The organism is Roseburia intestinalis L1-82 (genome assembly GCF_900537995.1).
Lineage (GTDB): Bacteria > Bacillota > Clostridia > Lachnospirales > Lachnospiraceae > Roseburia > Roseburia intestinalis.
Window position 1 is genome coordinate 3,239,668 of the sequence record NZ_LR027880.1, and the last position, 26,137, is coordinate 3,265,804.

The 26,137-nt window shown below is 44.3% G+C and carries 26 protein-coding genes and 1 pseudogene; 2 read left to right on the forward strand and 25 right to left on the reverse strand.

Annotation, left to right across the window (positions count from 1 at the left end; all coding sequences use genetic code 11):
* Positions 1–101 precede the first annotated feature (101 nt).
* From RIL182_RS15255 to RIL182_RS15310, 12 genes and pseudogenes are all read right to left on the reverse strand, one after another.
* A complete protein-coding gene (locus RIL182_RS15255; protein ID WP_134523399.1) occupies positions 102–1,139 on the reverse strand; it encodes a M42 family metallopeptidase in 1,038 nt (345 codons plus the stop codon).
* Between the two features lie 56 nt (positions 1,140–1,195).
* Complete coding sequence (gene pgeF, locus RIL182_RS15260) at positions 1,196–2,059, reverse strand: peptidoglycan editing factor PgeF (RefSeq protein WP_006859096.1); 864 nt, start codon at positions 2,057–2,059, stop codon at positions 1,196–1,198.
* Between the two features lie 24 nt (positions 2,060–2,083).
* Positions 2,084–2,440 (reverse strand): annotated as a pseudogene (locus tag RIL182_RS15265) (YraN family protein); the annotation flags it as partial.
* 76 nt (positions 2,441–2,516) lie between these two features.
* Positions 2,517–2,831 carry an EscU/YscU/HrcU family type III secretion system export apparatus switch protein gene (locus RIL182_RS15270; RefSeq protein ID WP_006859098.1) on the reverse strand — a complete coding sequence of 105 codons (315 nt, stop codon included), beginning with the start codon at positions 2,829–2,831 and terminating at the stop codon, positions 2,517–2,519.
* Positions 2,832–2,849: 18 nt separating this feature from the next.
* On the reverse strand, positions 2,850–4,808 hold the full coding sequence (gene fliK, locus RIL182_RS15275) for a flagellar hook-length control protein FliK (RefSeq protein WP_006859099.1): 1,959 nt from the start codon (positions 4,806–4,808) through the stop codon (positions 2,850–2,852).
* 31 nt (positions 4,809–4,839) lie between these two features.
* The gene (locus RIL182_RS15280; protein WP_134523401.1) at positions 4,840–5,607 is read right to left on the reverse strand and encodes a ribonuclease HII; all 768 of its coding nucleotides are present in this window, start codon (positions 5,605–5,607) and stop codon (positions 4,840–4,842) included.
* 71 nt (positions 5,608–5,678) lie between these two features.
* Complete coding sequence (lepB, locus tag RIL182_RS15285) at positions 5,679–6,218, reverse strand: signal peptidase I (protein WP_006859102.1); 540 nt, start codon at positions 6,216–6,218, stop codon at positions 5,679–5,681.
* Positions 6,215–7,078, reverse strand: a complete 864-nt coding sequence (gene ylqF, locus RIL182_RS15290; RefSeq protein WP_044999537.1) for a ribosome biogenesis GTPase YlqF — start codon at positions 7,076–7,078, stop codon at positions 6,215–6,217. The genes lepB (RIL182_RS15285) and ylqF overlap by 4 nt, the downstream gene beginning before the upstream one ends.
* Before the next feature lie 45 nt (positions 7,079–7,123).
* Entirely contained in the window at positions 7,124–7,708 is a 585-nt protein-coding gene (gene lepB, locus RIL182_RS15295) for a signal peptidase I (protein WP_006859103.1), read from the reverse strand.
* Positions 7,709–7,838: 130 nt separating this feature from the next.
* The gene (gene trpS, locus RIL182_RS15300) at positions 7,839–8,924 is read right to left on the reverse strand and encodes a tryptophan--tRNA ligase (protein WP_015559942.1); all 1,086 of its coding nucleotides are present in this window, start codon (positions 8,922–8,924) and stop codon (positions 7,839–7,841) included.
* Positions 8,925–9,015: 91 nt separating this feature from the next.
* Positions 9,016–9,390 carry a response regulator gene (locus tag RIL182_RS15305; RefSeq protein WP_006859104.1) on the reverse strand — a complete coding sequence of 125 codons (375 nt, stop codon included), beginning with the start codon at positions 9,388–9,390 and terminating at the stop codon, positions 9,016–9,018.
* 89 nt (positions 9,391–9,479) lie between these two features.
* A complete protein-coding gene (locus RIL182_RS15310; protein ID WP_172606720.1) occupies positions 9,480–10,310 on the reverse strand; it encodes a DUF6033 family protein in 831 nt (276 codons plus the stop codon).
* A gap of 189 nt (positions 10,311–10,499) precedes the next feature.
* On the opposite strand from RIL182_RS15310, the gene RIL182_RS15315 reads away from it, so the two are divergent.
* Positions 10,500–11,828, forward strand: a complete 1,329-nt coding sequence (locus tag RIL182_RS15315; RefSeq protein ID WP_082241397.1) for a threonine/serine exporter family protein — start codon at positions 10,500–10,502, stop codon at positions 11,826–11,828.
* 4 nt (positions 11,829–11,832) lie between these two features.
* Here RIL182_RS15315 and RIL182_RS15320 read toward each other — a convergent pair whose 3' ends face one another.
* From RIL182_RS15320 to RIL182_RS15330, 3 genes are read right to left on the reverse strand one after another with little or no spacing between them, the layout of a single operon-like run.
* Positions 11,833–13,125: an adenylosuccinate synthase gene (locus RIL182_RS15320; protein ID WP_006859107.1), complete on the reverse strand. Its 1,293-nt coding sequence runs from the start codon at positions 13,123–13,125 to the stop codon at positions 11,833–11,835.
* 17 nt (positions 13,126–13,142) lie between these two features.
* Entirely contained in the window at positions 13,143–13,898 is a 756-nt protein-coding gene (locus RIL182_RS15325; protein WP_015559938.1) for a DUF4866 domain-containing protein, read from the reverse strand.
* Between the two features lie 14 nt (positions 13,899–13,912).
* Positions 13,913–14,557 carry a YoaK family protein gene (locus RIL182_RS15330; RefSeq protein ID WP_006859108.1) on the reverse strand — a complete coding sequence of 215 codons (645 nt, stop codon included), beginning with the start codon at positions 14,555–14,557 and terminating at the stop codon, positions 13,913–13,915.
* A gap of 187 nt (positions 14,558–14,744) precedes the next feature.
* Between RIL182_RS15330 and RIL182_RS15335 the strand changes: the two genes are divergently transcribed.
* The gene (locus RIL182_RS15335) at positions 14,745–15,620 is read left to right on the forward strand and encodes a LysR family transcriptional regulator (protein ID WP_006859109.1); all 876 of its coding nucleotides are present in this window, start codon (positions 14,745–14,747) and stop codon (positions 15,618–15,620) included.
* A 4-nt stretch (positions 15,621–15,624) separates the two neighbouring features.
* On the opposite strand, the gene RIL182_RS15340 is transcribed toward RIL182_RS15335, so the two are convergent.
* The 10 genes from RIL182_RS15340 to RIL182_RS15385 form a co-directional block, all read right to left on the reverse strand.
* Positions 15,625–16,605, reverse strand: a complete 981-nt coding sequence (locus RIL182_RS15340; protein ID WP_006859110.1) for an ABC transporter permease — start codon at positions 16,603–16,605, stop codon at positions 15,625–15,627.
* On the reverse strand, positions 16,606–17,706 hold the full coding sequence (locus RIL182_RS15345; RefSeq protein WP_015559937.1) for an ABC transporter permease: 1,101 nt from the start codon (positions 17,704–17,706) through the stop codon (positions 16,606–16,608).
* Complete coding sequence (locus tag RIL182_RS15350) at positions 17,699–19,237, reverse strand: ABC transporter ATP-binding protein (RefSeq protein WP_022112227.1); 1,539 nt, start codon at positions 19,235–19,237, stop codon at positions 17,699–17,701. The genes RIL182_RS15345 and RIL182_RS15350 overlap by 8 nt, the downstream gene beginning before the upstream one ends.
* 170 nt (positions 19,238–19,407) lie before the next feature.
* On the reverse strand, positions 19,408–20,688 hold the full coding sequence (locus RIL182_RS15355; protein ID WP_044999248.1) for a BMP family ABC transporter substrate-binding protein: 1,281 nt from the start codon (positions 20,686–20,688) through the stop codon (positions 19,408–19,410).
* A 207-nt stretch (positions 20,689–20,895) separates the two neighbouring features.
* On the reverse strand, positions 20,896–22,002 hold the full coding sequence (ytvI, locus tag RIL182_RS15360) for a sporulation integral membrane protein YtvI (protein WP_015559935.1): 1,107 nt from the start codon (positions 22,000–22,002) through the stop codon (positions 20,896–20,898).
* Between the two features lie 237 nt (positions 22,003–22,239).
* A complete protein-coding gene (locus tag RIL182_RS15365) occupies positions 22,240–23,298 on the reverse strand; it encodes a lactonase family protein (protein WP_006857916.1) in 1,059 nt (352 codons plus the stop codon).
* A gap of 42 nt (positions 23,299–23,340) precedes the next feature.
* Positions 23,341–24,576, reverse strand: a complete 1,236-nt coding sequence (locus RIL182_RS15370) for a peptidase U32 family protein (RefSeq protein ID WP_006857917.1) — start codon at positions 24,574–24,576, stop codon at positions 23,341–23,343.
* Positions 24,577–24,617: 41 nt separating this feature from the next.
* Positions 24,618–25,262 (reverse strand): O-methyltransferase, encoded by a 645-nt coding sequence (locus RIL182_RS15375; RefSeq protein WP_006857918.1) that lies wholly within the window; start codon positions 25,260–25,262, stop codon positions 24,618–24,620.
* A complete protein-coding gene (locus RIL182_RS15380) occupies positions 25,259–25,771 on the reverse strand; it encodes an endolytic transglycosylase MltG (RefSeq protein ID WP_006857919.1) in 513 nt (170 codons plus the stop codon). Before RIL182_RS15380 ends, RIL182_RS15375 begins: the two co-directional genes overlap by 4 nt.
* A gap of 15 nt (positions 25,772–25,786) precedes the next feature.
* Positions 25,787–26,128, reverse strand: a complete 342-nt coding sequence (locus RIL182_RS15385) for a YlbF family regulator (RefSeq protein ID WP_015521301.1) — start codon at positions 26,126–26,128, stop codon at positions 25,787–25,789.
* Positions 26,129–26,137: the final 9 nt, after the last annotated feature.

The following is a 26,137-nucleotide window of genomic DNA, read 5'->3' on the forward strand; positions in this document are numbered from 1 at the left end:
TAACACGGGGTATCTGCTGATACAATAAAGATAATCCTATGATATTATGAAGATTTTATGAAGCCTGCTCAAAGTTCCTGTAAAAATGTACGCCCGATTCTTTAACCCAAGTAAGCGCGCAGTAACTCAAATGTATTTTTCACGCCGTCCTTATGGCTTCTCTCGTATCCGTGGGAGGCATACACTCCTGCGCCAATCAGACCGTGGCGCACATCATAACCTGCCGTCAGTGCCACATCCGCATCTGAACCGTAGTATGGATAAACGTCCACGGCAAAATCAAGATCGTTGTCTTTTGCAGCTTTGATCAGACCTGTGACTACATCATAATTGTAAGGTCCCCTGCTGTCTTTTGCGCAGATGGAAACCTGTGTTTCTTTGCAGGAAAGTCCGTCTCCCACGCATCCCATATCCACGGAGATCACCTCTGTCACTCCCTCCGGGATAGATGCCGCACCGCCGTGTCCGACTTCCTCGTAAACTGTGATATGCTGGTATACCATACGCTCCGTTGTGATATTTTCTTCTTTTAAATATTTTGCATATCCAAGTAAAATGCCGACACTTAATTTATCATCTAAGAAACGGCTCTTGATATAACCGGTCTTTGTCACTGTGGTGCGCGGATCAAAGCATACAAAATCCCCTGCCATAATGCCAAGTTTTTCTGTTTCTTCCCTGGAATCTGCTTTTTCGTCAAGCACGATCTCCATCTCATCCCAGCTTCGCTTGGTATCACTGTAATCCCCGTTCACATGGACGGAAGCGTTTGAAAGCTGGCAGGTTCCCTCAAATGTACCGGAAAATCTGGTTGCCACACGGCAGTTTTCCGCCTCTGCATTATTGGCATTCATACCACCGATCGGAGATACCTTTAATCTTCCGTTTGACTTGATCTCCGTTACGATCGCACCTAAGGTGTCAATATGTGCCTCTAACATCACGGCATCCTCTTTATTTTTGCCGCCCAATGCGACAAGGACGCCGCCCTTTACGGTAAGTTTTGGCTCATATCCCAATGCACGGTATTCGCCTAAGACATACTCTGCCACCTCTTTGGTGTAGCCGGACGGACTGGCGATCGCAAGGATCTTTTTTGTCTCTTCCACGATATAATCAATATAATTTTTCTTTTCCATTTTTTATTTTCCTCTTTTTTATTTTATATTCCAATGACTGTTTGCGTTCATTGTATTTATGCGTTTCTCAGATAAATAAACGCGCCAAGATTTCCGCGTTTTCCATGGCTTGCACGGTGGGAAAACAGAAGATCCGGGTTACAGCAGGTGCAGATGTTCGTGACTGCGATCTTTTCTTTTAAAACTCCTGCTTCTGTCAGGACGATCTCGTTCGCCCCCCAGAGATCAAGCTGGTACTTGCCATTTTTCTTATCGAGCAAGATCTCATCTGCATGCCCCGGGAACGCCTCTTTAAAAGCATCTGCGACATCCTCACTGACCTCATAGCAGTCCTGGCAGATGGACGGACCGATGGCACAGACTAAATCTTTCGCCTCCGTGCCAAATTCACGTTTCATCGCTGTGATCGTGGCCGCTCCCATTTTTCCGACCGTTCCCTTCCAGCCGGAATGGCTCATGCCAATCGCACGGTGCACCGGATCCACAAAGTATAACGGTACGCAGTCTGCATAAAACGTCGAGAGTACAAGTCCCGGTTCGTTTGTGATCAGTCCGTCAATATCCGTATAATCCCTCTCTTTTACAATCCCTTTTCCGGCATCCTCCGCCGTCACCCTGCGCACATTTGTCGTGTGTGTCTGATCGGTAAACACAAACTTTGAAACATCTGTTTTCATTGCGCCGGCGAGCCGCCTGAAATTTTCTCTTACGGCTGCATCCTCATCCCCGCGCGTAAAACTTAAATTCAGGGATTCATAAATCCCTTTACTCACACCACCAATCCGTGTGGTAAAACAATGTTCTACGATGCCCGTCTGCTCAAGCAGTGGATATTTAAGGAGCGGTAATGTGCTGCCCGCTCCATTTTCACACCATACTTCTTCTAACACAATGTCATTATTTTTCTTTTTTAGATTCACACTGTTGCCCTTCCTGTTTTTTTTCTAAAGATACCCCTGATACTCAAACGCATTCTTTATGAGTTCCACCTCGTCACCGGACACCGCCGCAACATCAAAACGGCACGGCGTATCCATCCCGCATCCATGGGTCAGCAGATAATACGATGCAACTTTGCTGATCGTACGCTGCTTTCTTGGTGTCACTGCCTCCGCCGGATGTCCGCAGCTTTTGTCTCTGCGGTATTTTACCTCTATAAATACAAGATATCCGTGATCTTTTGCAATGATGTCGATCTCGCCCATACGGCAGCGGAAATTATATTGCAGGATCTCATATCCTTGTGTTTTTAAATATTCACCTGCCATCTTTTCATATGCAGTCCCCACTGCACGCCTGTTTACTTTCTCCGTACTTTCTCCCCCGTTTTTATACTATTTTATTTTACATTTCCAGTGCATCAAAAACAAGATCTGATCAAAGTAACCCTGCCCTGCTTAATTTAGCTTTCATTTTATCCATATCATCCACAAACACCAGAATCTCTGCCACAACATCATAGAGCTCCGGCGGTATCGTATCCCCGATCTGCAGTTTTGAGAGTGTTTCGGCTAACTTATTATCCTGATAAAACGGTACATCATTTTCTTTTGCCTTTTCAATGATACGCTCTGCGACCTCGCCTTTTCCCGCTGCTAAAATCTTTGGTGCCGCATCCCCCGGCTCATATGCCACCGCTACTGCAGTTTTTTGTTTTTTCTCCTGTTCTTTGTTTTTTCCATCAAACCACATATCTGCCTCCTGCGCTGTCTATGCACGCACATCAAACGAATATCTGTGAAGCGTTCCTGCCTGTGGCATGTCCCGCTGCAGGAAATCTTCCACAAATTCAACCTTTTTTTCTTCTTTTGACATCGTAATGCTGCATCGGTACCCCTTCTGTGCCAGCCGTTTTTCCAACACCGGAAGATGTTTTTCGATCAGGTCATAGGACGCGTCATCCGCAATGTAAAAATTCGTCTTTACATTTTTATCTTTCATGCGTATGGAAACATCCGTGGAACCTAAGTTTTCAAGATCCAAATGTAAAAATGCAGTCAGTTCCGCTTCCGGATCATTCAGATTCTTTTTGTTTGTGTATACATACAGATCTCCCGATGCATTCTGCCCTGACAATTTGAGCGGAAGCTGTACATATGTGTAGACCTGGTTAATCTGATTCATAAATTCTATATTACTGCGGATATCTGCTGCCGTCTGTACAAAGGAATTCTGTGTGACTCCGGCAGCTTTCATCACATTTTCCATCTGTTTCATCTGGTGATCCAGCCGCTCATAAAGGTCGCTTACTTTTGATGCTTCTCTCAGCTGTTCCGGTTCAAGCAGCCACTGTTTTTCGGCACGGTTCTTTAAGATTGCAGCAAATTCCTTACTTCCAAACAGCTTTGTCATTCCGGCAAATCCATACTCCTGATTCTGTTTTAACGCATCACGAAGCGTATTCAGGAAATCTTCCGCCGTCATGGACTGCTTTAATGTCACTTCCGGTTCTGCCTGTGCAAGTTCAAATGCCTTCTTACCTGCATCGTCCCCCGACATTGTGTCCACAAATACATCTTCCTCTTCCTGCACTTCAAAAAGATCTGTATTTCCGGTGAGCGTCGGTATATTCTGCAATAAACGTTTTAAATGATCCAGACCGTTCTGGTCTAAGATCTGCTCTAAGGTGTCCGTCTGTCCCTGCACATTTTTGAAATCTGCGGCCGTATCCGCCTGTGTATTTTTCAAAACGTCCGCTGCATCTATGCCTGTCTGCATACTCTGCGCTGCATTTCCCGCGGTCTGCTCCCCCGCAATATTTTCTGCGTTTTCTGCCACACCGGCACTCTGTTCCTGCCCGGCTGCTCCCATTGAAATCAGGTCTTTCGTATTCTGCTGCTGTACCTGTTTCTGCACACCTTCTGCAGCAGCACCATTTTTGCTCTGCTGCACTGCCGCTTCCATCTCTATATTCTCACCGGCATTTACCATCGTTCCTGTATCGTTCTGCTGCAATCCGTCCGTCGTCTGTGCCGGCGTTTCTCCCTCTCCGTTTAAAATGTCTAAAACCTTTCCATATAATTCAAAGGACTGTTCTTCTCCTAAATCTGCATCTCCTAAAAGACGTCCAAGCTGGTTCATTGCAAGATCCATCTCATCCACGATCGCATGCTGATCCACCATATAATTTTCAAACTGTGATGCCATTTCCGCACTGACCGGCAATCCGATCTTTGTCATAAGGACGGCTGTATTTACATTGACATTCGGATTGCTTCCAACGACTCTGCCCATGTCAAGGATGCTCTGTCTGCTGATCGACATCTGCTCTTTCATCATGGAATCCACCATTGTGATATTCCGCTCTGTTGCCGGAACTCCAGCCGCAGTCAGCGCATTTAATAAAATCGGATTATTGATATTGCCCGCCTGGACATAGGGACGGAGTGCGATCGTCGTCCCGTCATTCGAACGAACCTGAAAAAACATGGATTCACCCGGCTGAATGGACACTTTTCCATCCAGCCTCGCCGTGATCGTCTGCCCGTTTCCAAGTGCTAAAACAACCTTACCGTTTTTGACACTGTTAACCGTTCCCTCAAACGTGCTTCCCGGTTCTAATTCCTGCATGGACGACACAAGTTTCTGCGTTCCCTGCGCACTCATAAGCTCCTCTGTTCCATTTTTGACATTCTGGCTGTACTGCCCCAACATATCTCTGATCTGCATAACAAACCCTCATTCCAAAAAGTCTGACACTTTATTCCTCTATAAAATTATGGATAAAACTTCTGCGGTGGATCGGGGAAGGACCATATTTCTTCAATGCCGCAATATGCTCTGCCGAACCATACCCTTTATTTGACGCAAACCCGTATTCCGGCAGGATCTGATCATATTCTACCATCAGCCTGTCCCTTGTCACCTTTGCGATAATGCTCGCTGCACCAATTGAAATACTTTTTGCATCTCCTTTGATGATCGGTACCTGTGGAATGGTAACTTCCGGTATCGTCACCGCATCATTTAATAATATATCGGGTGCCGGTTCTAATTTGCTTATAGCCTCGCGCATCGCTTCATAGGTTGCCTGCAGAATATTGATCTCATCGATCCGCTGCGGGGATACCATTCCGATCCCTGCTGCAACCGCCTTCTCCATGATTTCATCATAGAGTTCCTCCCGCTTTACTGCCGTAAGTTTCTTAGAATCATTGATATAAAGAATATCACAGTCTTTCGGCAGGATCACTGCCCCGGCAACAACAGGACCGGCAAGCGGTCCTCTTCCCACTTCATCAATCCCACAGATATAGGTGTACTGACCATATTTTCGTTCGTATTCCTGCAGTTTCCAGATTCTTTTTCGTTCTTCCTCTAATTTCTGCAGTCTTTTTTTTGCCTGCTCTACAAGTTTTATGACACCACTTCTCTCATCTGACTCATATGCCATAATAAAAGAAGGCAGCATTGCTTCCGTTGCCGCCTTTAATTCCTCTTTGATCTGTCCTATTTTTCGTTCTTCCATCTCTGACACTTCCATTTCTGCTGTCTGTATTTTTTTACAATAGACTACACCTTCCGCAGGCAAATCTATTGTCATGAGCCGTGTTTTAAAAAACCGATCTGATCAAACGGATAGATGCGAAGCCACGCACGTCCTATGATCCTTTCTCCCGCAATCGGTCCCACTTCCGCCATACGGCTGTCCATGCTGTCGTTCCGGTTATCACCCAGCACAAAATATTCATCTGCTCCAAGCTGTATCCCGTCTTTTGCCAGTCCCGGATCCCGCATCACTTCTTTTCCATATGATTCCTGCAGCTTTTCGCCATTGATATAAATGAATCCGTCCTCATCGATCCGCACATTTTCTCCGGGCAGTCCGATGATCCGCTTGATAAAATATCTGCCATCTTCCTGAGGAAACACAATGATATCAAACCTGTCCGGATCATGAAAACGATAGGACAATTTATCCACGATCAGATTATCTCCATCAGAAAGTGTCGGCTGCATGGAAACACCGTTTACAACCGTACGCTGCCCTACAAAATGAATGATCAAAAAAGTGATACACGCCACAAGTGCAAAATACAGAATGATTTCAAACACTGCCCTGATCTCTGTCTGTCTCATTCTGCACTGCCATCCTGTATCTTCGGACGTTCCAGTGTGATCTGTCCCAGTTTTCCACTCCGGAATTCGTCGATCAGAAGTGCTGCCGCCTTGCTGTAATCTAACTCTCCGCCCTTTGAGATACACTTTCTGTTTTCTGCGATCTGTCCTAAGATCACCGGCGGCTCTGCGTCCTCCTCCACACCGTAACGTTCCTTTAGTACGGTCGGATAATCGCTTAACAGTATTTTGATCAACTCTAATGATAATTCATCAATGTTTAAGATCTCATCCTTGATTGCACCGATCAGAGCTAAATAAAGACCAACTCTCTGATCTTCAAATTTTGGCCAGAGGATTCCAGGTGTATCTAACAGTTCCACATTCTTATTGAGCCGGATCCACTGTTTTCCTTTAGTCACACCCGGTTTATTTCCAGTCTTCACACATGCCTTTCCAGCATAGGAATTGATAAATGTTGATTTGCCGACATTCGGAATACCTACAACCATTGCACGCACCGGACGATTTTTGATTCCTCTTTTCCGGTCACGCTCAATTTTCTCCTTACAGGCCTCCATCACAACATTTGTGACATCTTTCATTCCTGCCTTGCTCCTTGCATCCAGACATACAACATAATAACCTTTTTCACGGAAAAAATCCGACCACTCACGGTTTCTTCCCGCATCCGACAGATCCGATTTATTCATCAGAATCAATCTTGCCTTATTTTTCCCAAGTTCATCAATATCCGGGTTACGGCTTGCAAGTGGTATTCTTGCATCCACCAGTTCAATCACTAAATCGATCAGTTTTATATCTTCCTGCATCTGACGTTTTGCTTTCGTCATATGTCCAGGGTACCATTGAAATTGCATATTTTTCTCCATTTCTATCAATATTTTTTTAACATCTGTATCTTTTTACAGAAATCCAATTTCCGAAAACGGTGCAATCCGAAACCAGGCTTTTCCTATAATATAATCTTTTTTGATATTTCCGATATTTGCATAACGGCTGTCCTCACTGTTATTGCGGTTATCTCCTAAAACAAAATATTCATCTGCTCCAAGTGTGATCTCCTCCGCTGCCAGTCCCGCATCCTCAATGGATGCCACATCCGTCTCCTCATCAAACGCTTTTCCGTTGACATATACCGTTCCATTTTTGATCTGTACGGTATCTCCCGGAACACCTATGACACGCTTTACATAATAATGGGATTTTTCATTTCCATTTGGCAAAAATACGACAATATCATTCGTTTTCGGATCTGTCACTTTATAAACAAAACGGTTTACTAAAATCTGATCTCCGCCATTTAATGTCTTAGACATCGATTGTCCTACCACACTGGTTCTAAGTCCGATAAAATAAACAAACGTAAACGCAATGAGTAACGTGAGTGCTATTTCTACTGTCCACGACAAAACCTCTTTTACCACTGCAAAATTGATTTTCTTCTTCCGTCTTCCAAAGTTTAAACCACTTTTTCTTCGTCTTACCACGTCCGTTTTCCTTTCACAAAGATGTACCTATATACTTTATCACAAAATACTGCACTTCGTAAACCATATACATGGAGAATAAAAAACGCCCCGCTGTGTTTCCACCTGCAGGGCAGCTTTTTCATATTTTTTACTTAAATTTTTCCACCTGTTCTTCTAAAAACTCCGGTGTATCAAAATAGTCGATCTTCATCGCATGTTTTACTTCGGCGAGCGTCTTCTCAGCCTCATGTTTTGCTGTCTCGCTGCCTTTCTTTAAAATGTCATACACATCACCGATACGGTTTTCGTATTCTTTTCTGCGTGCACGGATCGGAGAAAGTTCTTCCTGCATAACATTGTTTAAGAATTTCTTCACCTTGACATCACCGAGACCACCGCGTGTATAGTGGTCTTTTAACTCCTGTAAGCAGGAATACTCCGGAAGATATTCTGCGAAATGTCCGTCATTACAGAACGCATCCAGATAGGTAAATACCGTGTTGCCCTCAAGATTACCCGGATCTTCGATACGGATATGATTTGGATCGGTATACATGGACATGATCTTTTTCTTGACATCTGCTTCCGGCTCGGAGAGATAGATGCAGTTGCCGAGTGATTTACTCATCTTCGCCTTTCCGTCGGTACCCGGAAGTCTCAAGCACGCCTTATTTTCCGGCAGCAAGATCTGCGGATCGGTCAGTGTCTCGCCGTATACGGCATTAAACTTGTGCACGATCTCCTTTGTCTGCTCAAGCATCGGCATCTGGTCTTCACCGACCGGAACTGTCGTTGCATGGAATGCAGTGATATCTGCCGCCTGACTGATCGGATAACAGAAAAATCCAACTGGGATGCTTGTCTCAAAGTTACGCATCTGAATCTCTGATTTCACGGTAGGATTGCGCTGTAATCTTGATACCGTAACGAGGTTCATATAATAAAATGTCAGCTCCGTCAATTCTGTTACATAAGACTGGATAAAGATATCAGACTTCGCCGGATCGATTCCTACGGAAAGATAATCGAGTGCCACTTCCATGATATTACTGCGCACTTTTGCAGGGTTGTCTGCATTGTCGGTAAGTGCCTGTGCATCTGCGATCATAATAAAGATCTTGTCATATTCACCGGAATTCTGAAGTTCAACTCTCCGCTTTAAAGAGCCTACATAATGTCCCACATGTAATTTGCCTGTCGGGCGGTCGCCCGTTAAAATAATTTTCTGTGCCATATTTTTTCCCCTGTCAAACATATTTCTGTGTCTATTATACACGTTTTGTTTCCGTGATTCAATTTATTCTTTTACATATGGGTAATCTCTGTCAGTCTTCCCTTAAAACACGGCTGATCTGAAGACGCGCCTGCTTTGCATCGACCGGTTTTAGCAGAAATCCATCTGCGCCTAACTGTTCTGCAAGTTCCTGATCCTCTTTCCTGTCACTCATAGTGAGTACGATCACCGGAATCTTTTGAAACACCCCGGACTCCTGCCTTCTCCGCAGCACCTCGAATCCATCCATCCCAGGCATCACAATATCCAAAAGTACTGCATCGATCTTCCCGGCACTGTGTTCTACCAGATCGAGACATTCCTGTCCGCCCGATGCCTCTGCCACATCATAGATATCTTTTAAATTTTCTTTTACAATCACTCTCTGAAGTTTTGAATCATCTGCAATCAATACTGTATATCTCACAATGTCACCTATGCATATTTTCTTCTGTATTTTCTTTTATTCTGCCATAGAATGACCTGTGGTTCAACTGTCCTTTTTTCCCAGTATTTTTATATGGAATAATCAAAAGACTGTCCGACTGCTTTTTCTTCTTTTGTCATCACGGAATCTGCCCTGCTTTCATAAATCACGTTATTTATTTTTTTCAGCAGTTCTTCCCAGGAGGAAGCGGAAACGGTCACTTTATCCGCATCCGATGTCTTTTCTGTATCTTTCGCCTTACCGGTACCATCTGTCTTTCCCTTCTTATCTGTTCGGTCCGCCTTTTTCTCCTCCGCACGTTTTTCCTGTGCTTCCCTCTGCGCTTTCTTTTTCTCTTTTGCCGCAGCTTCTTTTTTGTCCGCGATACGCTCTCTCTGGGATGCAAGAGATTTGTCCACAACCGCAAAAAATGATGCATTTCCGTGGTCATCAAAGGTCATTCCAAAAGAGCTTACCGAATCGGCTTTCGAGCCAAGACTATCTTTCATCTGATTTAGCCGGGAAGCTGCATTGTTTAAAATCCCCTCATATTTTGCACGATACTCCTCATCTTCCGCCATCTTTTCGATCTTGTCGGAATCGATTAAAACAAGAAGTTCCTTGGAACTCTGGTACATGCCTTTCTTGCTCTCCGCTTCCTCTTTTTTCTCCGGAGAGACAAGAATAAAATCCATATTAGAATATTTTGCTTTTAATTTTTCATAATACTTTTGGGCCTTATCGCTCAGGACCGGATCACCTATGGTTCTGCCGCTCACCTTGCTTTTCTTTGTGGTCTTGTCTGCCTCTTTTGTAACGTCGGCCTTTTTATTGCTGTCTGTTTTTTTGTTGTGTTCTGTGCGGTAAGAATAGTCCGCTGCATAAGAATTTAATGCACTGTTGCTGCTGATCTCACTCATATTTTTATCCTCCCTGAAAAATTTGTTTTCGCCTTCTAATTCCATTTATCCGGCAGTTTTTGTTTCTATTATGGTTATCGGCTCATTTTGGGATTAATTTATACAGATACATACTTGACTTTTCAGGAAGAACAGATACACTTTATAACAGCAAATTACATGACATTATTCAGAAAGAAGTGTTTACAAATGATGCAGAACCAGATACAAAAAAACCATATGGATATTCCCTGGCACCAGTTTACGGGATCGGATAAATCACTCCCGATCACCCAGACAGGACTGACTGAAAAAGCTTCAGTGATCGGTCGTACCGGTCTTATGATGCTCTCCTGCGGTACCGGAGCATGGCGTGTGCGCAGTTCCATGAACAGTCTTGCCACTCTGCTCGGTGTTACCTGTACCGCTGACATTGGACTGATGTCGATCGAATATACCTGCTTTGACGGAACCGACTGTTACTCGCAGTCTCTCTGCCTGACAAATACCGGTGTCAATACTTCAAAATTAAACCGGCTGGAACGCTTCGTCAATGATTTTGACCATGAATGCTGCACAATGTCCGGCGAACAGATCCATACTTATTTAGACCAGATTGAACAGATCCATGGGCTTTACTCCCCATTTGCACTTGGATGTGCATCAGCGCTTGCATGCAGCGCATTTACATTTTTACTCGGCGGCGGACCTATTGAAATGCTCTGTGCCTTCTTTGGTGCCGGCATTGGAAATTATCTGCGGTGCAAACTGACAAAACATCATTTTACACTGTTTCTCTGCATTGCAGCATCCGTCTCAAGTGCCTGTCTGGTTTATGCCGGACTGTTAAAAATTGCAGAGCTGCTGTGGGGAATCTCTATTCAGCATGAAGCAGGTTATATCTGTGCCATGCTCTTTATCATTCCCGGTTTTCCATTTATTACCAGCGGAATCGACCTCGCAAAACTTGATATGCGCTCCGGTCTTGAGCGTCTCGCCTACGCACTGATCATTATTGCCGTCGCCACTATGTTTGCCTGGATGGTAGCCCTTTTACTTCATTTGCAGCCTGTAGATTTTCTTCCTTTAAACCTTACTCTGACAGAAAAGATCATCTTCCGTCTGCTTGCAAGTTTCTGCGGCGTATTCGGATTTTCAATCATGTTTAACAGTCCCAGACAGCTTGCAGCTGCTGCAGCCGTGATCGGCGCCATTGCAAATACATTCCGGTTAGAACTTGTGGATCTTCTCGGAACACCTTCCGCGGCCGCTGCATTTTTAGGTGCACTGACCGCTGGACTGCTCGCATCCCTTTTAAAAAACCATGTCGGTTATCCAAGGATTGCGATCACCGTTCCATCTATCGTTATCATGGTTCCCGGATTATACCTGTACCGCGCGATCTATAATCTCGGCATCATGTCTTTGGATGCATCGGCCTCCTGGTTTGCCTCTGCGATCCTTATCATCGTATGCCTGCCTCTCGGACTGATCTTTGCAAGAATACTGACCGATAAGATGTTCCGGTACTGTACCTGATATTTTATTCTTTCAATAAATATTCATCTCTCTTTGCTCCTGTGGAAACAAGGTAAATGGAATGTCCGATCAGTTCCTCGATCCTCTCGATATACTTCTTTGCATTTTCCGGAAGATCATTCCAGTTTCTGCAGGATGAGATGTCGCAGTTCCAACCATCTAACATCTCAACCTCCGGTTTTGCAGCATCAAGCAATACATTTGTCGGGAAATCCGTGATGAGCTTTCCGTTCACACGGTATCCCGTGATAACGGGGATCTTTTCAAAGCTGCTCAATACATCCAGTTTGGTCAGGGCAATATCTCCTGCATTCTGACACTGCAGTCCATATCTGCTTGCAACTGCATCAAACGGCCCGACTCTTCTTGGACGTCCGGTTGCAGCACCAAATTCATTTCCCGCCTTTCTTAATTTATCGTTCCATTCCCCGTCAGCGGCTTTCTCAGCGACAAATGGTCCCTCACCAACACATGTAGAATATGCCTTCATGACACCTACGACACGCTCCGGTTTTCTTTTTGGAATACCCGCTCCGATCGTTGCATAGGCTGCGATCGTACTAGAGCTTGATGTGTAGGGATAAATTCCGTAATCAATATCACGCAATGCGCCAAGCTGTGCCTCAAAGAGGATATCTTTGCCTTCTGCGGCTGCCTTTTCCAACAGCACCCCCGTATCGGTAATATACGGCTTTAAAAATTCTGCCTGTCCCTTGCACCAGTCCATGACCTCTTCTACTGAGAGTGGTTTTTGGCCATATACCTTTTCAAGAATCAGATTTTTGCTCTCTACGATCATTGCGATCCGTTTTTTGATCACTTCCGAATCCAGATATAAAAGGTCTCCCATCCGAAGCGTTTTCTTCATATATTTATCGCCATAGGCATAGGCGATTCCTCTTTTTGTGGAGCCAAATGCCTCCCCGGTCTTAGAGAGTCTCTCCTCCTCTAAAACGTCCTGTCTGACATGGAATGGCATGCAGACGGTTGCTTTTTCCGATATCTTTAAATTTTCCGGACTGATTTTTACATTCATGTAACGCATCATCTCGATCTCATGTCTTAAGTGATCCGGATCAATGACCATTCCGTTTCCAAGTACACAGACAACCTCCGGATGCAGAATACCGGACGGCAGCAGATTCAAAACAAATTTACCTTTATCTGTCACTACGGTATGTCCTGCATTGTTTCCTCCCTGATAACGAACCACATAATCGGCGTGTTCACTTAATAAATCTACGACACGTCCTTTTCCTTCATCGCCCCAGTTAATACCAGTTACTGCTGTTAACATAAATATTCACACTCCTTTTATGCTTGTGCATGTACAATCTTATCTGCTGTATCAATACTCTTTTCCAACCGTTCCGAAAAACGGTGGATCGGTAAAAATACGCCCAGTTCATCAAACCTCTGACCTTCATCTTCCAAAGAATCCTGTCCGTAATAAACAAAGGAACGCGGCAGGTCCTTTTGCAGTTTCATCATGATATCCCACACTGCTGCATAAGCCTGTGCTTCCGTCCTCTGCTGTTTTACCGTATCCGGCAGTTCATAGACAAGCAAAAGACCGATGTGCTCACCCATCTTATATTCCATCACATCCATCGTATCCGCATCATAGCTGTGACGCTTGCGGTATCCGTATGCAAGATACATCTTTACACCTTTCTCTTTCCGGAATACCTTTTTAAACCGGTTATAATCTTTTTCACTCACATGGATCTCCTTTGTCTGGATCAGATTTCCATCCTCGTCCGTGAGCAGATACGGATTGACCTGTCCGTCCGCATTAAAGCGGAACGGTGCCAAAAATGAGTTGCGCAGTAAGTCAAACATGCTGTTTTTACAGACTGCCATCAAAAATGCTGTCAGATCCCGGTTTTTATAGGCATCAAACAATGCCTTAGCAAACTGTTCCGGTGGAAGATATCCTCCCACCAGTTCAAGATCCGAATCAATTTCTCCATAAAAAGTCTGCATCAGACGCTCACAGGCTTCCGGATCTTTCAAGATTTTATCAAACAACAGATCTGCTTTTTCTTCTCTTGGAAATATTGTCTCCATCCTTTTTCCCTCCATTATCTAATCTTTTCTAAGAACATCAGCAGAAAACTGATCAACAGAAGTCCACCGGATATCCAGATCACATGAAACCCGTACCTCACAGACAGATTTCCTCCGATTCCCGCACCAACCGCAAAGAATAAAATGATTCCAAAATAGTAAAGTGCCTGTCTGATCTGTTCCGGTCTTTTTTCCCTGAGATACAGTGAAAACGCTGCCGTCCCACTCCGCAGATTTCCGATGCACATTGTGCTCGCGTAGGAATATCCGCCGACTTTCCGGAATGTCTGCACCTGCATGGCACAGGAAAAAGAAACTAACACGGTTGCTGCCATATTAAGATTCTCCGGAAGAAATCCCACAAACACCAGGATTGCCATCTCACAGAGTAATACTGACTGTCTCCAGTGCAGCTTTCTCGCATACTTAAAACTTCCCTGTATCCTCTCTGCCACAAACACACCGACTGCAAATGCGAGCAATGGGAACAGATAACGCAATCCCTCACTCCACTCTCCCATCATAAAATGCTGACTCATGAGTACCACGTTTCCGGTCTGTGCATTCGAAAACACGCCATCTCTCGTAAAATAAGTGTATGCATCCTGGAACCCACCGGACAGTGCCAGAAACACACTCGTGATAAACGCCTCCGACATCTGCACTTTCGTACTCCTTGGCTCATTTTGATTCAAAGCCAATGTTCTCACCTCTTATTCCCGTTTTTTCTCATTGATTTCTTACATCGACTGTATTATAGTATCCCTGTTATCAGATGTAAAAAGTATTATTGATATATCCATCATATGATTTTTATATAATAAATAAAAGGAGATAAAACACCGCATGATCACTTACGACTATTACCGTATTTTCTACTATGTTGCACAGTATAAAAGTTTTACCAGAGCTGCAGAGGCACTGCACAATAACCAGCCAAATATCACAAGGTGCATGAATAATCTGGAATCGGAATTAAACTGTACACTGTTTTTGCGCTCTAACAAGGGGATAACGCTGACTCCCGAAGGAAAAAGATTATATGAACATGTTGCGATTGCCTATGAGCAGCTGTCGCTTGGGGAAGATGAGATCCGTCAGAATAGGGATCTCGAAAATGGACTGGTTTCCATCGGAGCCAGCGAAAATGCGTTACGCCTGCGGCTGCTTCCGGTGTTAGAACGTTTTCACGAACAATATCCACATGTGCGCATCCGTATTTTCAATCACTCCACACCACAGGCAATTTTAGCATTAGAGAGCAAGGTCGTCGATTTTGCAGCCGTCACCTCACCACTTACCATCCAAAAGCCACTGCACAAAACACACCTTGCCTCCTACCGCGAAATTCTGATCGGAGGAACAAAATATAAAGAACTGGCTTCACAGATCCGAAGCTTAAATGATCTTTCCGGAATACCGGTTATAGGGCTTGCCGACGGCACCGGGACCAGAGAATTGTATCACCGTTATTTCTTAAGTCATGGTCTGATGTTCGCACCTGATATGGAGGCTGCCACCACCGACCAGATCCTTCCTATGATCACACACAATCTCGGTATCGGTTTTTATCCGGAGGAGCTCGCTGCAGAGGCGATCGCACGCGGCAGCGCCTACGCGATCCGTCTCGTCGAACCCATACCGGAACGTGAAATCTGTTTAGTCACAAACAGCAGCACCCAGATGAGTGCTGCTGTCCGCAAAGTAATTTCTTTTCTTTAAACCATTATCGGTCTTCCCTGAAGTATGCTTCTCCAAGGCTTGCCGGTGGCTGGTTTTCCTGTTTATTTCGTTTACTTGTGATCACAAGTACAATGATCGTCACCACATAAGGAAGCATCTTGCAGAGTTCCTGTGTTGCACGGGTCAGTCCCGGCAGATAGATATATAAAATATAAAGTCCGCCAAACAGGAATGATCCCCAGATTGCATGATCCGGATTCCAGAGTGCTAAAATAACCAGTGCGATTGCCAGCCATCCACGGTCACCAAATCCGTTGTTAGACCAGGTTCCTCCGAGATATTCCATGACAAAATAAAGTCCTCCAAGACCTGCGATTGCTGCTCCTGTCACAGTTGCAATGTATTTGTATTTTGATACATTGATACCTGCAGCATCTGCAGTCGCCGGGCTCTCCCCGACTGCGCGTAAGTTTAAGCCGCGTCTGGTCTTTTTCAGGAAATAAGTCATACATACGGCAAGGATCACGGATAAATAGGTCAGAAAACCATAGGAAAATAATAAATCTCCGATCACAGGGATTGCAGAAAGTCCCGGTATTTTTGCACGAAACGCCGCCGCCGTAGTCTGTACGGAAATCTGTCCGACACCTCCGGCAAGTTTTGAAATAGAACCGCCGAAGAAGTTACCAAAACCTACACCAAATGTCGTTAAGGCAAGACCAACAACATTCTGGTTGGCACGAAGCGTGATCGTTAAGAAGCTGTAGATCAGACCACCCAATGCAGATGCGATCAGTGTTGCAAATAAGGCGATCAGAAGACCAATGAATCCATTCGGGTTTTCATTGCCATTCTCATAAAAAAATGCGCCCATCAGACCGGAAATACCTCCCATGTACATGATACCCGGGATTCCAAGATTTAAGTTACCGGATTTTTCCGTTACAATTTCTCCGGTCGCACCAAATAAAATCGCAACACCCTGTCCGATTGCTTTTTGTATGAATGTCATAAGCAGATTCATTTATTTTCCCTCCTTATGGTTCTTTTTCCATTCCAGCTTGTAATTGATGAAGAACTCACAGCCGATTAAGAAAAACAGTAAAATACCGGTAATGATATCCGACGCATTCTCATTTAAACCAAACTGGGAAGCGATCTGGATGGATCCCTGCTGCATAAATACCAGAAATGCAGATACTAAGATCATTGCAAACGGATTAAATTTTGACATCCACGCAACAATGATGGCGGTAAATCCACGTCCACCGGCTGTACTTGTGGAGATCGTATGGCTCGCACCGCTGACGATCAGGCAGCCTGCGATTCCGCAGATCGCACCGGAGAGCATCATCGTGCGGATGATTACTTTTTTTACATTAATACCGGCATAGCGCGCAGTATTCTGGCTCTCGCCGACAACTGCGATCTCATATCCCTGTTTGCTGTATTTCATGTATACATACATGCCGAGTGTGATGATCAGAACAACGATCACGTTCAGTCCATACATATTTCCAAAAATGGATGGGAACCATCCTTTCTGTCCAGCTGCATTGATGATGCCGACCGTGTTAGAACCGGACGGATTCTCCCAGAATACGATGGCAAATGTGACAAGCTGCATTGCCACATAATTGAGCATCAATGTAAACAATGTCTCATTTGTATTGAAATATGCTTTAAACACTGCCGGGATCAGTCCCCAGATCAATCCTGCCGCCGCACTTGCAATAAAGATCAGAATTAAAAGCAGCCAGTTTGGCATCGCATCCCCTGCATAGATCATCAGTGCTGCAGTTGCCATACCTCCCATTAAGATCTGTCCCTCAGCTCCAATGTTCCAGAATTTCATTTTAAATGCCGGTGTCAGTCCGATCGCAATACATAAAAGCACCAATGTCTCTCGGATCGTTACCCACACACGACGGCTGCTTCCTACCGCACCGTCTATAATACCAAGATATACCTGGATCGGATTCTGTTTTGTGATTGCAACGATCACAAGTCCCGCAACGATCAGTGATAATGCAACGGCTGCAAGCCGGATTCCCCATGCTTTTGCTGTGCTGATCGTATCGCGTTTTATCATACGAACTGCCGGTTCTTTTACTTCTTTACTCATTTGCCTGTTTCTCCTCTCCCGAACCTGTCATCAAAAGTCCAAGTTTTTCTTTTGTGGTACTTCTAGCGTCCACAATACCGGAAACTCTTCCGCCATTTAACACAAGGATCCTGTCACACAGCTCTAAAAGCACATCTAAGTCCTCGCCGACACAGATGACTGCAACTCCCTTTTTCTTCTGGTCGTTTAGCAGATTATAGATCGTATAGGAAGAGTTGATATCAAGCCCACGCACCGGATATGCCACCATCAGCACGTTTGGATTGCTTGCGATCTCACGTCCAACAAGGATCTTCTGTACATTTCCACCGGAAAGGCGGCTGACCGGAGTCTCAACTCCCGGCGTCACGACTTCAAGCTTGTCCACGATTTCCTGCGCAAGCTGCTTTGGTGCCTTACGGTCTGCAAAGAAATGTTTTCCTTCCTTGTAACTGCGGATCATCATATTATCTGTCAGATCCATGGAACCGACTAATCCCATTCCGAGACGGTCCTCCGGGACAAAGGATAAGGCGATACCAAGTTTTTTGATATCCTCCGCCTTCATATCGGAGATTTTTTCGACTTTTCCCTCCGGTGACTCATAAAGGATCTCACCACTCTCGATCGGCTGCAAACCAGCCACAGATTCTAAGAGTTCTTTCTGCCCGCTTCCGGAAATTCCTGCAATACCGAGAATTTCGCCGCTGTATGCGGTAAAGGAAGTCTCTTTTAATACTTTTAAACCTTCCTTGTTCCGGCATGTCACACCGCGCATCTCAATTCGTTTTTTTGCATTTTCCGGTTCGGTACGGTTGATATCAAGCGTTACTTTTTCACCGACCATCATCTCAGTTAGAGACTCTACCGTTGCACCTTTTGTCTCCACCGTATCTATGTACTTTCCTTTTCGAAGCACTGCCACACGGTCAGAAAGCTCTAATACTTCGTTTAACTTGTGTGTGATGATGATGATGGATTTTCCTGCGGCACGCATGTTGCGCAATACCGCAAATAATTTTTCAGTCTCCTGCGGTGTTAAAACGGCAGTCGGCTCATCTAAGATCAGAATATCCGCGCCACGGTATAAAACCTTTACGATCTCAACGGTCTGTTTCTGGGAAACGGACATATCATAAATTTTCTGGGATGGATTTAAGTCAAAACCGTAGCGGTCTGTCAGTTCTTTGACTTCTTTTTCCACCTGTTTTAAATTCAGGCGTTCTTTTCCCGGCAGACCTAAAATAATATTCTCGGCGGCTGTCAGGATATTGATCAGCTTGAAATGCTGATGAATCATTCCAATTCCGAGTTCGAAGGAATCTTTCGGGGACCGGATCGTCACGGTTTTCCCATTCACACGGATTTCTCCCTCATCCGGGAAATAAATACCGGAGAGCATGTTCATCAGCGTAGTCTTTCCACTACCATTCTCTCCTAATATAGAAAGGATCTCTCCCTTTCTCACTGTCAGATTTACATTGTCATTTGCGACAACCTCTCCAAAACGTTTGGTGACTCCCAAAAGTTCAATCGCATTTACCGGTTCCACAAACAGTCCTCCTTTAACGTAAACTGCGGAACTGTGATAAAAGGTCTGTCCTTTCACAGTTCCGCTTATTTATGATACAAAAAGCATTCATTCAGACATGCTCTTTTGCATTATGGCAGAATTATATTCTGCTAAAAATCTTAATCAATCATTCTGCACCGCAGATGCTCTTAGTTGGTCACAGAAGTGATACCATCAATAATGATATCGAAAGATGGAGCAGATGCCAGCTCAGACTCATGATAGTATCCGTCTGATACATAATCTGCATATTTTGCATAATCGCCACCTTCTGCGATCAGGTCTTCTAAGGAAGAACCATTTACAGTAAATGCGGATGTATCGAATACATGAAGTGATCCGTCTTTGATTGCATTTTCAACTTCTGTTACTTTTGCGTCTGTTCCCTCTGCTGCAACTGCCTCGTTGATCGGTGTAATGTCAACTGCACCTTCTGCAAATCCCTGACACCAGTCAGTCTCGATTGCTGTTCCGTCTAATACACACTGTACTGCATGTGTATAGTAAACACCCCAGTTATTTGTCGGAGAAGTAAGTGCTGCATCCGGAGCAACAGTTGTCATATCAACGTTGTAGCCGACACATGGAACTTTCTTATCCTCACAGGTACTTGGCGCACCAGTGGTATCTGCATGCTGGCTGATCAGGACACATCCGTCATCGATCAGTTTTGCTGCTACCTCTGCCTCACCGGACATATCTGCCCAGCTGTTTGTATACTGTACTTCCATAGTTGCGGAAGGACACTGGCTCTTTGCACCTAAATAGAAAGAAGTAAATCCGGAAATAACCTCGGCATACGGGAATGCACCAACATAACCGATCTTAGCTGTATCCTCTGTGATGGTTCCGTCTGCGATCATCCCGTTTAATTTCATACCCGCAACAACGCCGGAAACATAACGTGCTTCGTAGATAGAATCAAAATAGTTGTGCATATTGGAAAGTCCGGAAGATGCTGCCTGATATCCGGTTGCATGGCAGAACTGAACCTCCGGGTACTCTGCTGCTGCCTGAAGCAGGTAGCTCTCATGTCCAAAGCTTGTACCGAAAATAATGTTACATCCCTGATCTGCTAAATCAACTGCTGCATCATAAGCAGATTCATCTTCCGGGATCAGAGTTTTCTCTACGACCTGATCCTCAGATAATCCGAGATTGCTCATCATCTGATCGATACCAGCCATATGTGCTGCTGTATATCCCTCGTTCTCATCACCAATGTAGATCACACCTACCTTGATATCCGATGCTGATTTTGCTTCGCCGGCTGCTGCACTGCTCTCTGTCGCAGCTACAGTATTGTCTGCAGCACTGTTATCTGCTGCATTGCCTGCTGATGCATTGTCTGCAGCTCCATTTGAACCACATCCTGCCAGCATGGAAACGGTAAGTCCCATTGTCAATAATACGCTTAATGCTTTCTTCATTTTTTCATCCTCCTGTATCACTACTTGATAGAAATACATGAGTAAATTTAGCATAGAGAAATTTTTCCGTCAATGCAATTTTCGCCGTATTTCACCCAAAATCCAATTTTTAGCGAAAAATTTTTTCATTTATAAGCGGAGGTTATTTTTATCATTCCAGGAACTTATGGAATTTTCTATTTTCTGCCATTTATGTTTTCAAATGCCTTAACGAAAGATTTTTATAATTCCTCTGTCATTCAACTGTTTTAGAAATGAAACCAGAAGCGGCACCACAAACAGGCCGATAATTCCAAAAAATTTTAAGCCAATCAGCATACATGGCAGCATAATCACCGGTGATAACCCCATCTGCTTTCCAACCAGTTTTGGCTCGATCAGATTCCGCACGACCGTAATCACAAGGTAAAGTCCAAACACGCCAACTCCGGTAGAAATCCTTCCAGATGCAAAAGCAAGAACTGCCCACGGGATCAAAACCGTTCCCGTCCCAAGAACCGGAAGGATATCAAGTACCGCAATGATAAACGCGATGGCAAATGCATTTTTGATGCCAAGCAGAAACAAGCCTGCCGTAAGTTCCGCAAATGTCATACCAAAAATCAGACAGTACGAAAGAATGCATTTTCCCATTGTCCCTGTTACATAATTTTTTCCATCCCGGAACGCCCGCTGGTATTCCGCCGGGATCTGCCGCTTTAAAAATGCTTTGATCTCCGGAAATTCCAGTTCCATAAATACGGTCGCGATCACCGCAATCAGAAGTTTCATAAAAAATCCCGGGATTCCTGCCGCCATCCCGGACACCCCGTCGATGACACCATCCGAGATCCCCGACATCAGTTTTCCTGCATTTTTCAGTGTCTGTGCGGACTCTTCCCCAACTCCATGTAAACCGGATGTTTTTCCTGTCAGTTCTGTCGGATAAAATACAGAAACAAAGCGGTCTAACCACTGGTAAAAGCGCTGCATGACCGGGACGATCGTATCTGAAAAAAATACGGATAGTTCCCTTGCCGTATCGTAAATCAGACGCACCAGATAACTGCCCGCAAAATAAAGGAATACCGCTAAAATAATATAAAAGAAAAGAACGACCGCGACCGCCACGATCCCTCTTTGAATATGCATCCGCTCCGCAATAAACTGTACCGCTCCCGACAGCAGTACCGCCACCGCAAACGCCGCAAGAAACGGAAACAGCACAGAACCTGCCGCCTTAAGCACTACCCACAAAATCACAAGCCACACCACCCAGAATGCAAATCCGGTCAGAAAATCCTTTTGCCGCCTCAATCGTTCTTCTCTGTTCATCGCCCACCATTTTTCCTTTTACTGTATCTTTTTTCATCCACTATTATTATCTATATCCGCTTTGGGCAATCTCATTCTTATTTATGAAATATTTTTATTTCCTTCAAGGATTCGGATGTCGAAAGGTGGCTTCCGGTTTTTTGATTGGTAAATTGCACAAATAAAAAACACCCACAGCATATCATCTCTGGCATACTGCGGGTATTTTACCGTGACATAAGATGCACGGAATCCCTCTTATTCTTCTAATTTTAAGATATAAATACAGTTTGGCTTATCAACCTTGACCGGCGCACCGTTCTGCAGAGAGAAACCTTTCTCATAATTGATCGTATAAGATACGATATCATTGGATGTATTATTTACAGTAAGATAATGTTTCTCATCCGGATAAATTGCAAGCATTTTCGGATAATCACTGTCTACTTTAGTGCGGAATGCCTGTGTCAGCATACCTGTTGCAGGATCGATCTCATATGCAACCACTGTGTTCACACCGGCATTGGAAACAAAGAGATATTTTCCGCTCTTAGTGATCTCCATACCGGATGCGGCACAGATATCTTCCTCTTTCTTTCCCTGTGTTGTGATCGTCTGGATCTTATCAAACTGTGGCTGTTCATTTTCAACGGAGTATTTGTACACTTCGATCTCATGTGTCAACTCATACAGGATATAAGCATATTTTCCATCTCTGGAAAAACGGATCATTCTCGGCGCAGACTCAAGCGGTCCACGAATGATATCCACCAGTTTTAATTTACCATAAGTATAATCCACACGATAGATCTTAACCTGATCTAATCCGTTATCAACTGCACACAAAAACTTCTGATCCGGTGTCAGTTTTACACAGTCAACATGTGGTGTGTTGGTACGTCTGTCGCTTCCGCGCGCCATACCTATATGGAAAATACCATCTGCGATAGCTCCGATGCTTCCATCTTTTTCAAGATGCATCATCGTCACACGTCCGTCATGATGTCCACCAACGAAAAGATAACGATTCTCATCATCCACTTCCACATAGCATCCTCTCATGCCGCCAATCCACTGTTTATTCACAGCCTCAAGATCTCCATCCGGAAGAACCTTAAATGCTTCCACACCTTCATCAGCAATCGAATAAAGGAACTTTCTATCCTTTGAAACAACAAGATCTGACGGGTTATTGATTGGTACTACTTTACGTTCTTTCATACTGCCATTTGCCACATCCACATCATAAATATGGATTCCGACACTGTTTTCATGAGTATATGTACCTACATAAGCCACATATTTTTCCTTTTTCATACTTTTATCCTCCTTATTTTTCGGGGCAGAGTATTTTCCTCCCTACTCTTTTCTTCGTAAAATATCATACTTCTCAAGTGGATGCCCCAGATCAATATATAAAACCTGTTTTGGATGCGGTGCTGATTCCATATCTGCTCCATCCTCATCCACAATCCGTTTCACAGTCACCGTCAGATTTTCTCCATCCGGCTTCATAATCTCAATCTCTTCACCAACCGAAAACTTATTGCGCTGTTCGATCCGGTAAAGTCCTTCTTCATTCTGCTCTCCAACAATTCCCAAATATGTGTACTCTTTTAAATAGGTGTTATTGTCGTAAATCTGTGCTTCATCTGAAGGCTTTCCAAAGAAAAATCCGGTTGTAAACTGGCGGTAGGTACAGTTGGATATCTGATCTAAATACCATGGCAGATTCTTTTTGTAAAGCTCCGGTGACACTTTGTAGTCATCGATCGCCTTGCGGTAAGTTCTTGCCACAGTCGCAACATATAGTGCTGTTTTCATTCTACCCTCTATTTTAAAACTGTCAATACCTGATTCCATTAATTCCGGTATGTGTTCGATCATACAAAGATCTTTGGAGTTAAAAATATAAGTTCCACGCTCATTCTCATAAACTGGCATATACTCGTTTGGTCTCGTTTCCTCCACGATGGAATATTTCCAGCGGCACGGATGTGTACATGCTCCCTGATTCGCATCACGTCCGGTAAAATAGTTAGATAACAGGCATCTTCCGGAATAAGAAATGCACATTGCACCGTGAATAAACGTCTCTATCTCAAGGTCATCCGGTATATTTGCACGAAGTTCTTTAATTTCATTTAAAGAAAGTTCACGGGCCGATACCACACGCTTTGCACCGAGTCCATACCAGAAACGGTATGTTTCGTAGTTGGTATTATTCGCCTGTGTACTGATATGGCGCTCAATATCCGGGCAGACTTCCTTTGCAATCATAAACACACCAGGATCTGCGATGATAAGTGCATCCGGTTTTTCTTCTTTTGCAAAGGAATCCAGCTCTTTGAAATATTCCCTTACACCCTCTAAATCGTCATTGTGGGCAAGGATATTTGCCGTCACATATACTTTTACCTCATGATCATGTGCAAAACGGATTCCTTCTCTCATTTCCTCCATGGAAAAATTCTTGGCTTTTGCACGAAGTCCAAATGCCTCGCCACCAATGTACACGGCATCTGCACCATAGATCACTGCAATTTTTAGCACCTCAAGGCTGCTTGCCGGTATCAAAAGTTCCGGTCTTCTCATAACTTATCTATCCTTTCGTATCTTTCTCAGATACGCCCTTTCTATTTCTTCCATGTGCTGACCGTAACTCCGTCACCAATCGGCAAAACTGCCGTAACAAGGTGCTCGTCATGTGTCAGTTCATACAGATATTCGCGCATTCTCTTATGAATCGTGCGGTTTCTCCTCGTAACTGCAAAACGGGACTCTATGATATCTCCATCCTGCAGCACATTATCAGAAACCAGTGTTCCTTCCGGTCCAAGCAGCCGTAATATATCCGGCATGAAATGAATATACTGTCCTTTTGCGGCATCCATAAAAATAAAATCATAGGTTTCCGTCAATGTCGGAAGAATCTGCGCCGCATCTCCTTCTAACAGCATAATCTGTTTTTCTTTCCCTGCACGGATAAAATTCTCTTTTGCAATTGGAATTCTCTTTTCATAATTCTCAATCGTTGTAATCTCACACGGCACCGGATCATATTCCGCCATCAAAATGGCAGAAAATCCGACTGCGGTCCCCACTTCAAGGATCCGCATCGGACGTTTCATTGCAAGAAGCAGCTTCAAAAACTGCTGCATCTCTTTCCTTATGATCGGCACATAACTATCTAGTGCTTCCTGTTCTATCTGATCTAAAATACTGGTATTCCCCGTATCAAGCGAATTGATATAGGTGACCAGACGTTCATCTACTATCACTCGACTGCTCCTGCCTGTTCATTTTCATCTGTGTTCTGACCTTCTTCTCCGGCATCATCCGCCCCGGTATCATCCGAAGATGTTCCGTCCGATGAATCCAGATCTGTTCTTTGTTCTGTGCTCTCTGTGCTTTCCGTACTCTCCTCAGATTCTGCCGCCATAACCACCATCATATCTTTCGCTGTCATGGATGTATTTAACGTGTAGGTTCCTGTTTTTAACTTTCCATGATACGCTGACATACGAAGCTGTACATAAAACAGATTCGCATCGCGGATCAGCCCCTCTTTCTTTAACAGCTTACCAATCTGATATTCTGACAGATCCCCCGTCACATCTACGGTCACATCGGTTCCAGGTTTTTCTTCCACCGGTCCTTCGGTAAACACCCGATAGCCGAAATCATAGCAAAAACTGCCCAGCTTTATCAAACCGATCACAACAAGTAACATGACCAGAATCGAAAAACTGATGCTGACAAATTTTAATACCAGTTTATTCAGCTTCATATGAAATCCTCCAGACTATTCCTCAAATCCAACTTCAAAATCCAGTTCTTCGATCAGCGTCCAGTTGACCTTCTGCACCACACGGCAAAAAGCATTTTCTGCTGCAAGATATTCTGCGACAAGTGGATTTTTCCGAAACTCACGGTATTCCTGTTCCATCTTATCCGTCGCATCATAAAGATCCACATTTCCATCACTGTTCTGTAACAGATAATTTTTGTGGCGAAATGCGTGGATCTGCTGCTCTAACTGCGGCTGATTGTGCACTCTGTTTTTGATATCCTGATATCTGATATATTCCTCGCTGAATTTGATTGCATCCACCAGTTCCTGCATGGCTTCATCCATTCTGCTCATGATACATCT

Bases quoted from the DNA above. Each gene is read 5' to 3' on its own strand.
- RIL182_RS15255 (WP_134523399.1), bottom strand. From the start codon at position 1,139: ATGGAAAAGAAAAATTATATTGATTATATCGTGGAAGAGACAAAAAAG.
- RIL182_RS15270 (WP_006859098.1), bottom strand. From the start codon at position 2,831: ATGTGGTTTGATGGAAAAAACAAAGAACAGGAGAAAAAACAAAAAACT.
- fliK (WP_006859099.1), bottom strand. From the start codon at position 4,808: ATGCAGATCAGAGATATGTTGGGGCAGTACAGCCAGAATGTCAAAAAT.
- RIL182_RS15280 (WP_134523401.1), bottom strand. From the start codon at position 5,607: ATGGAAGAACGAAAAATAGGACAGATCAAAGAGGAATTAAAGGCGGCA.
- lepB (WP_006859102.1), bottom strand. From the start codon at position 6,218: ATGAGACAGACAGAGATCAGGGCAGTGTTTGAAATCATTCTGTATTTT.
- ylqF (WP_044999537.1), bottom strand. From the start codon at position 7,078: ATGCAATTTCAATGGTACCCTGGACATATGACGAAAGCAAAACGTCAG.
- trpS (WP_015559942.1), bottom strand. From the start codon at position 8,924: ATGGCACAGAAAATTATTTTAACGGGCGACCGCCCGACAGGCAAATTA.
- RIL182_RS15310 (WP_172606720.1), bottom strand. From the start codon at position 10,310: ATGAGTGAGATCAGCAGCAACAGTGCATTAAATTCTTATGCAGCGGAC.
- RIL182_RS15315 (WP_082241397.1), top strand. From the start codon at position 10,500: ATGATGCAGAACCAGATACAAAAAAACCATATGGATATTCCCTGGCAC.
- RIL182_RS15320 (WP_006859107.1), bottom strand. From the start codon at position 13,125: ATGTTAACAGCAGTAACTGGTATTAACTGGGGCGATGAAGGAAAAGGA.
- RIL182_RS15325 (WP_015559938.1), bottom strand. From the start codon at position 13,898: ATGGAGACAATATTTCCAAGAGAAGAAAAAGCAGATCTGTTGTTTGAT.
- RIL182_RS15330 (WP_006859108.1), bottom strand. From the start codon at position 14,557: ATGTCGGAGGCGTTTATCACGAGTGTGTTTCTGGCACTGTCCGGTGGG.
- RIL182_RS15335 (WP_006859109.1), top strand. From the start codon at position 14,745: ATGATCACTTACGACTATTACCGTATTTTCTACTATGTTGCACAGTAT.
- RIL182_RS15340 (WP_006859110.1), bottom strand. From the start codon at position 16,605: ATGAATCTGCTTATGACATTCATACAAAAAGCAATCGGACAGGGTGTT.
- RIL182_RS15345 (WP_015559937.1), bottom strand. From the start codon at position 17,706: ATGAGTAAAGAAGTAAAAGAACCGGCAGTTCGTATGATAAAACGCGAT.
- RIL182_RS15355 (WP_044999248.1), bottom strand. From the start codon at position 20,688: ATGAAGAAAGCATTAAGCGTATTATTGACAATGGGACTTACCGTTTCC.
- ytvI (WP_015559935.1), bottom strand. From the start codon at position 22,002: ATGAACAGAGAAGAACGATTGAGGCGGCAAAAGGATTTTCTGACCGGA.
- RIL182_RS15365 (WP_006857916.1), bottom strand. From the start codon at position 23,298: ATGAAAAAGGAAAAATATGTGGCTTATGTAGGTACATATACTCATGAA.
- RIL182_RS15370 (WP_006857917.1), bottom strand. From the start codon at position 24,576: ATGAGAAGACCGGAACTTTTGATACCGGCAAGCAGCCTTGAGGTGCTA.
- RIL182_RS15380 (WP_006857919.1), bottom strand. From the start codon at position 25,771: ATGAAGCTGAATAAACTGGTATTAAAATTTGTCAGCATCAGTTTTTCG.
- RIL182_RS15385 (WP_015521301.1), bottom strand. From the start codon at position 26,128: ATGAGCAGAATGGATGAAGCCATGCAGGAACTGGTGGATGCAATCAAA.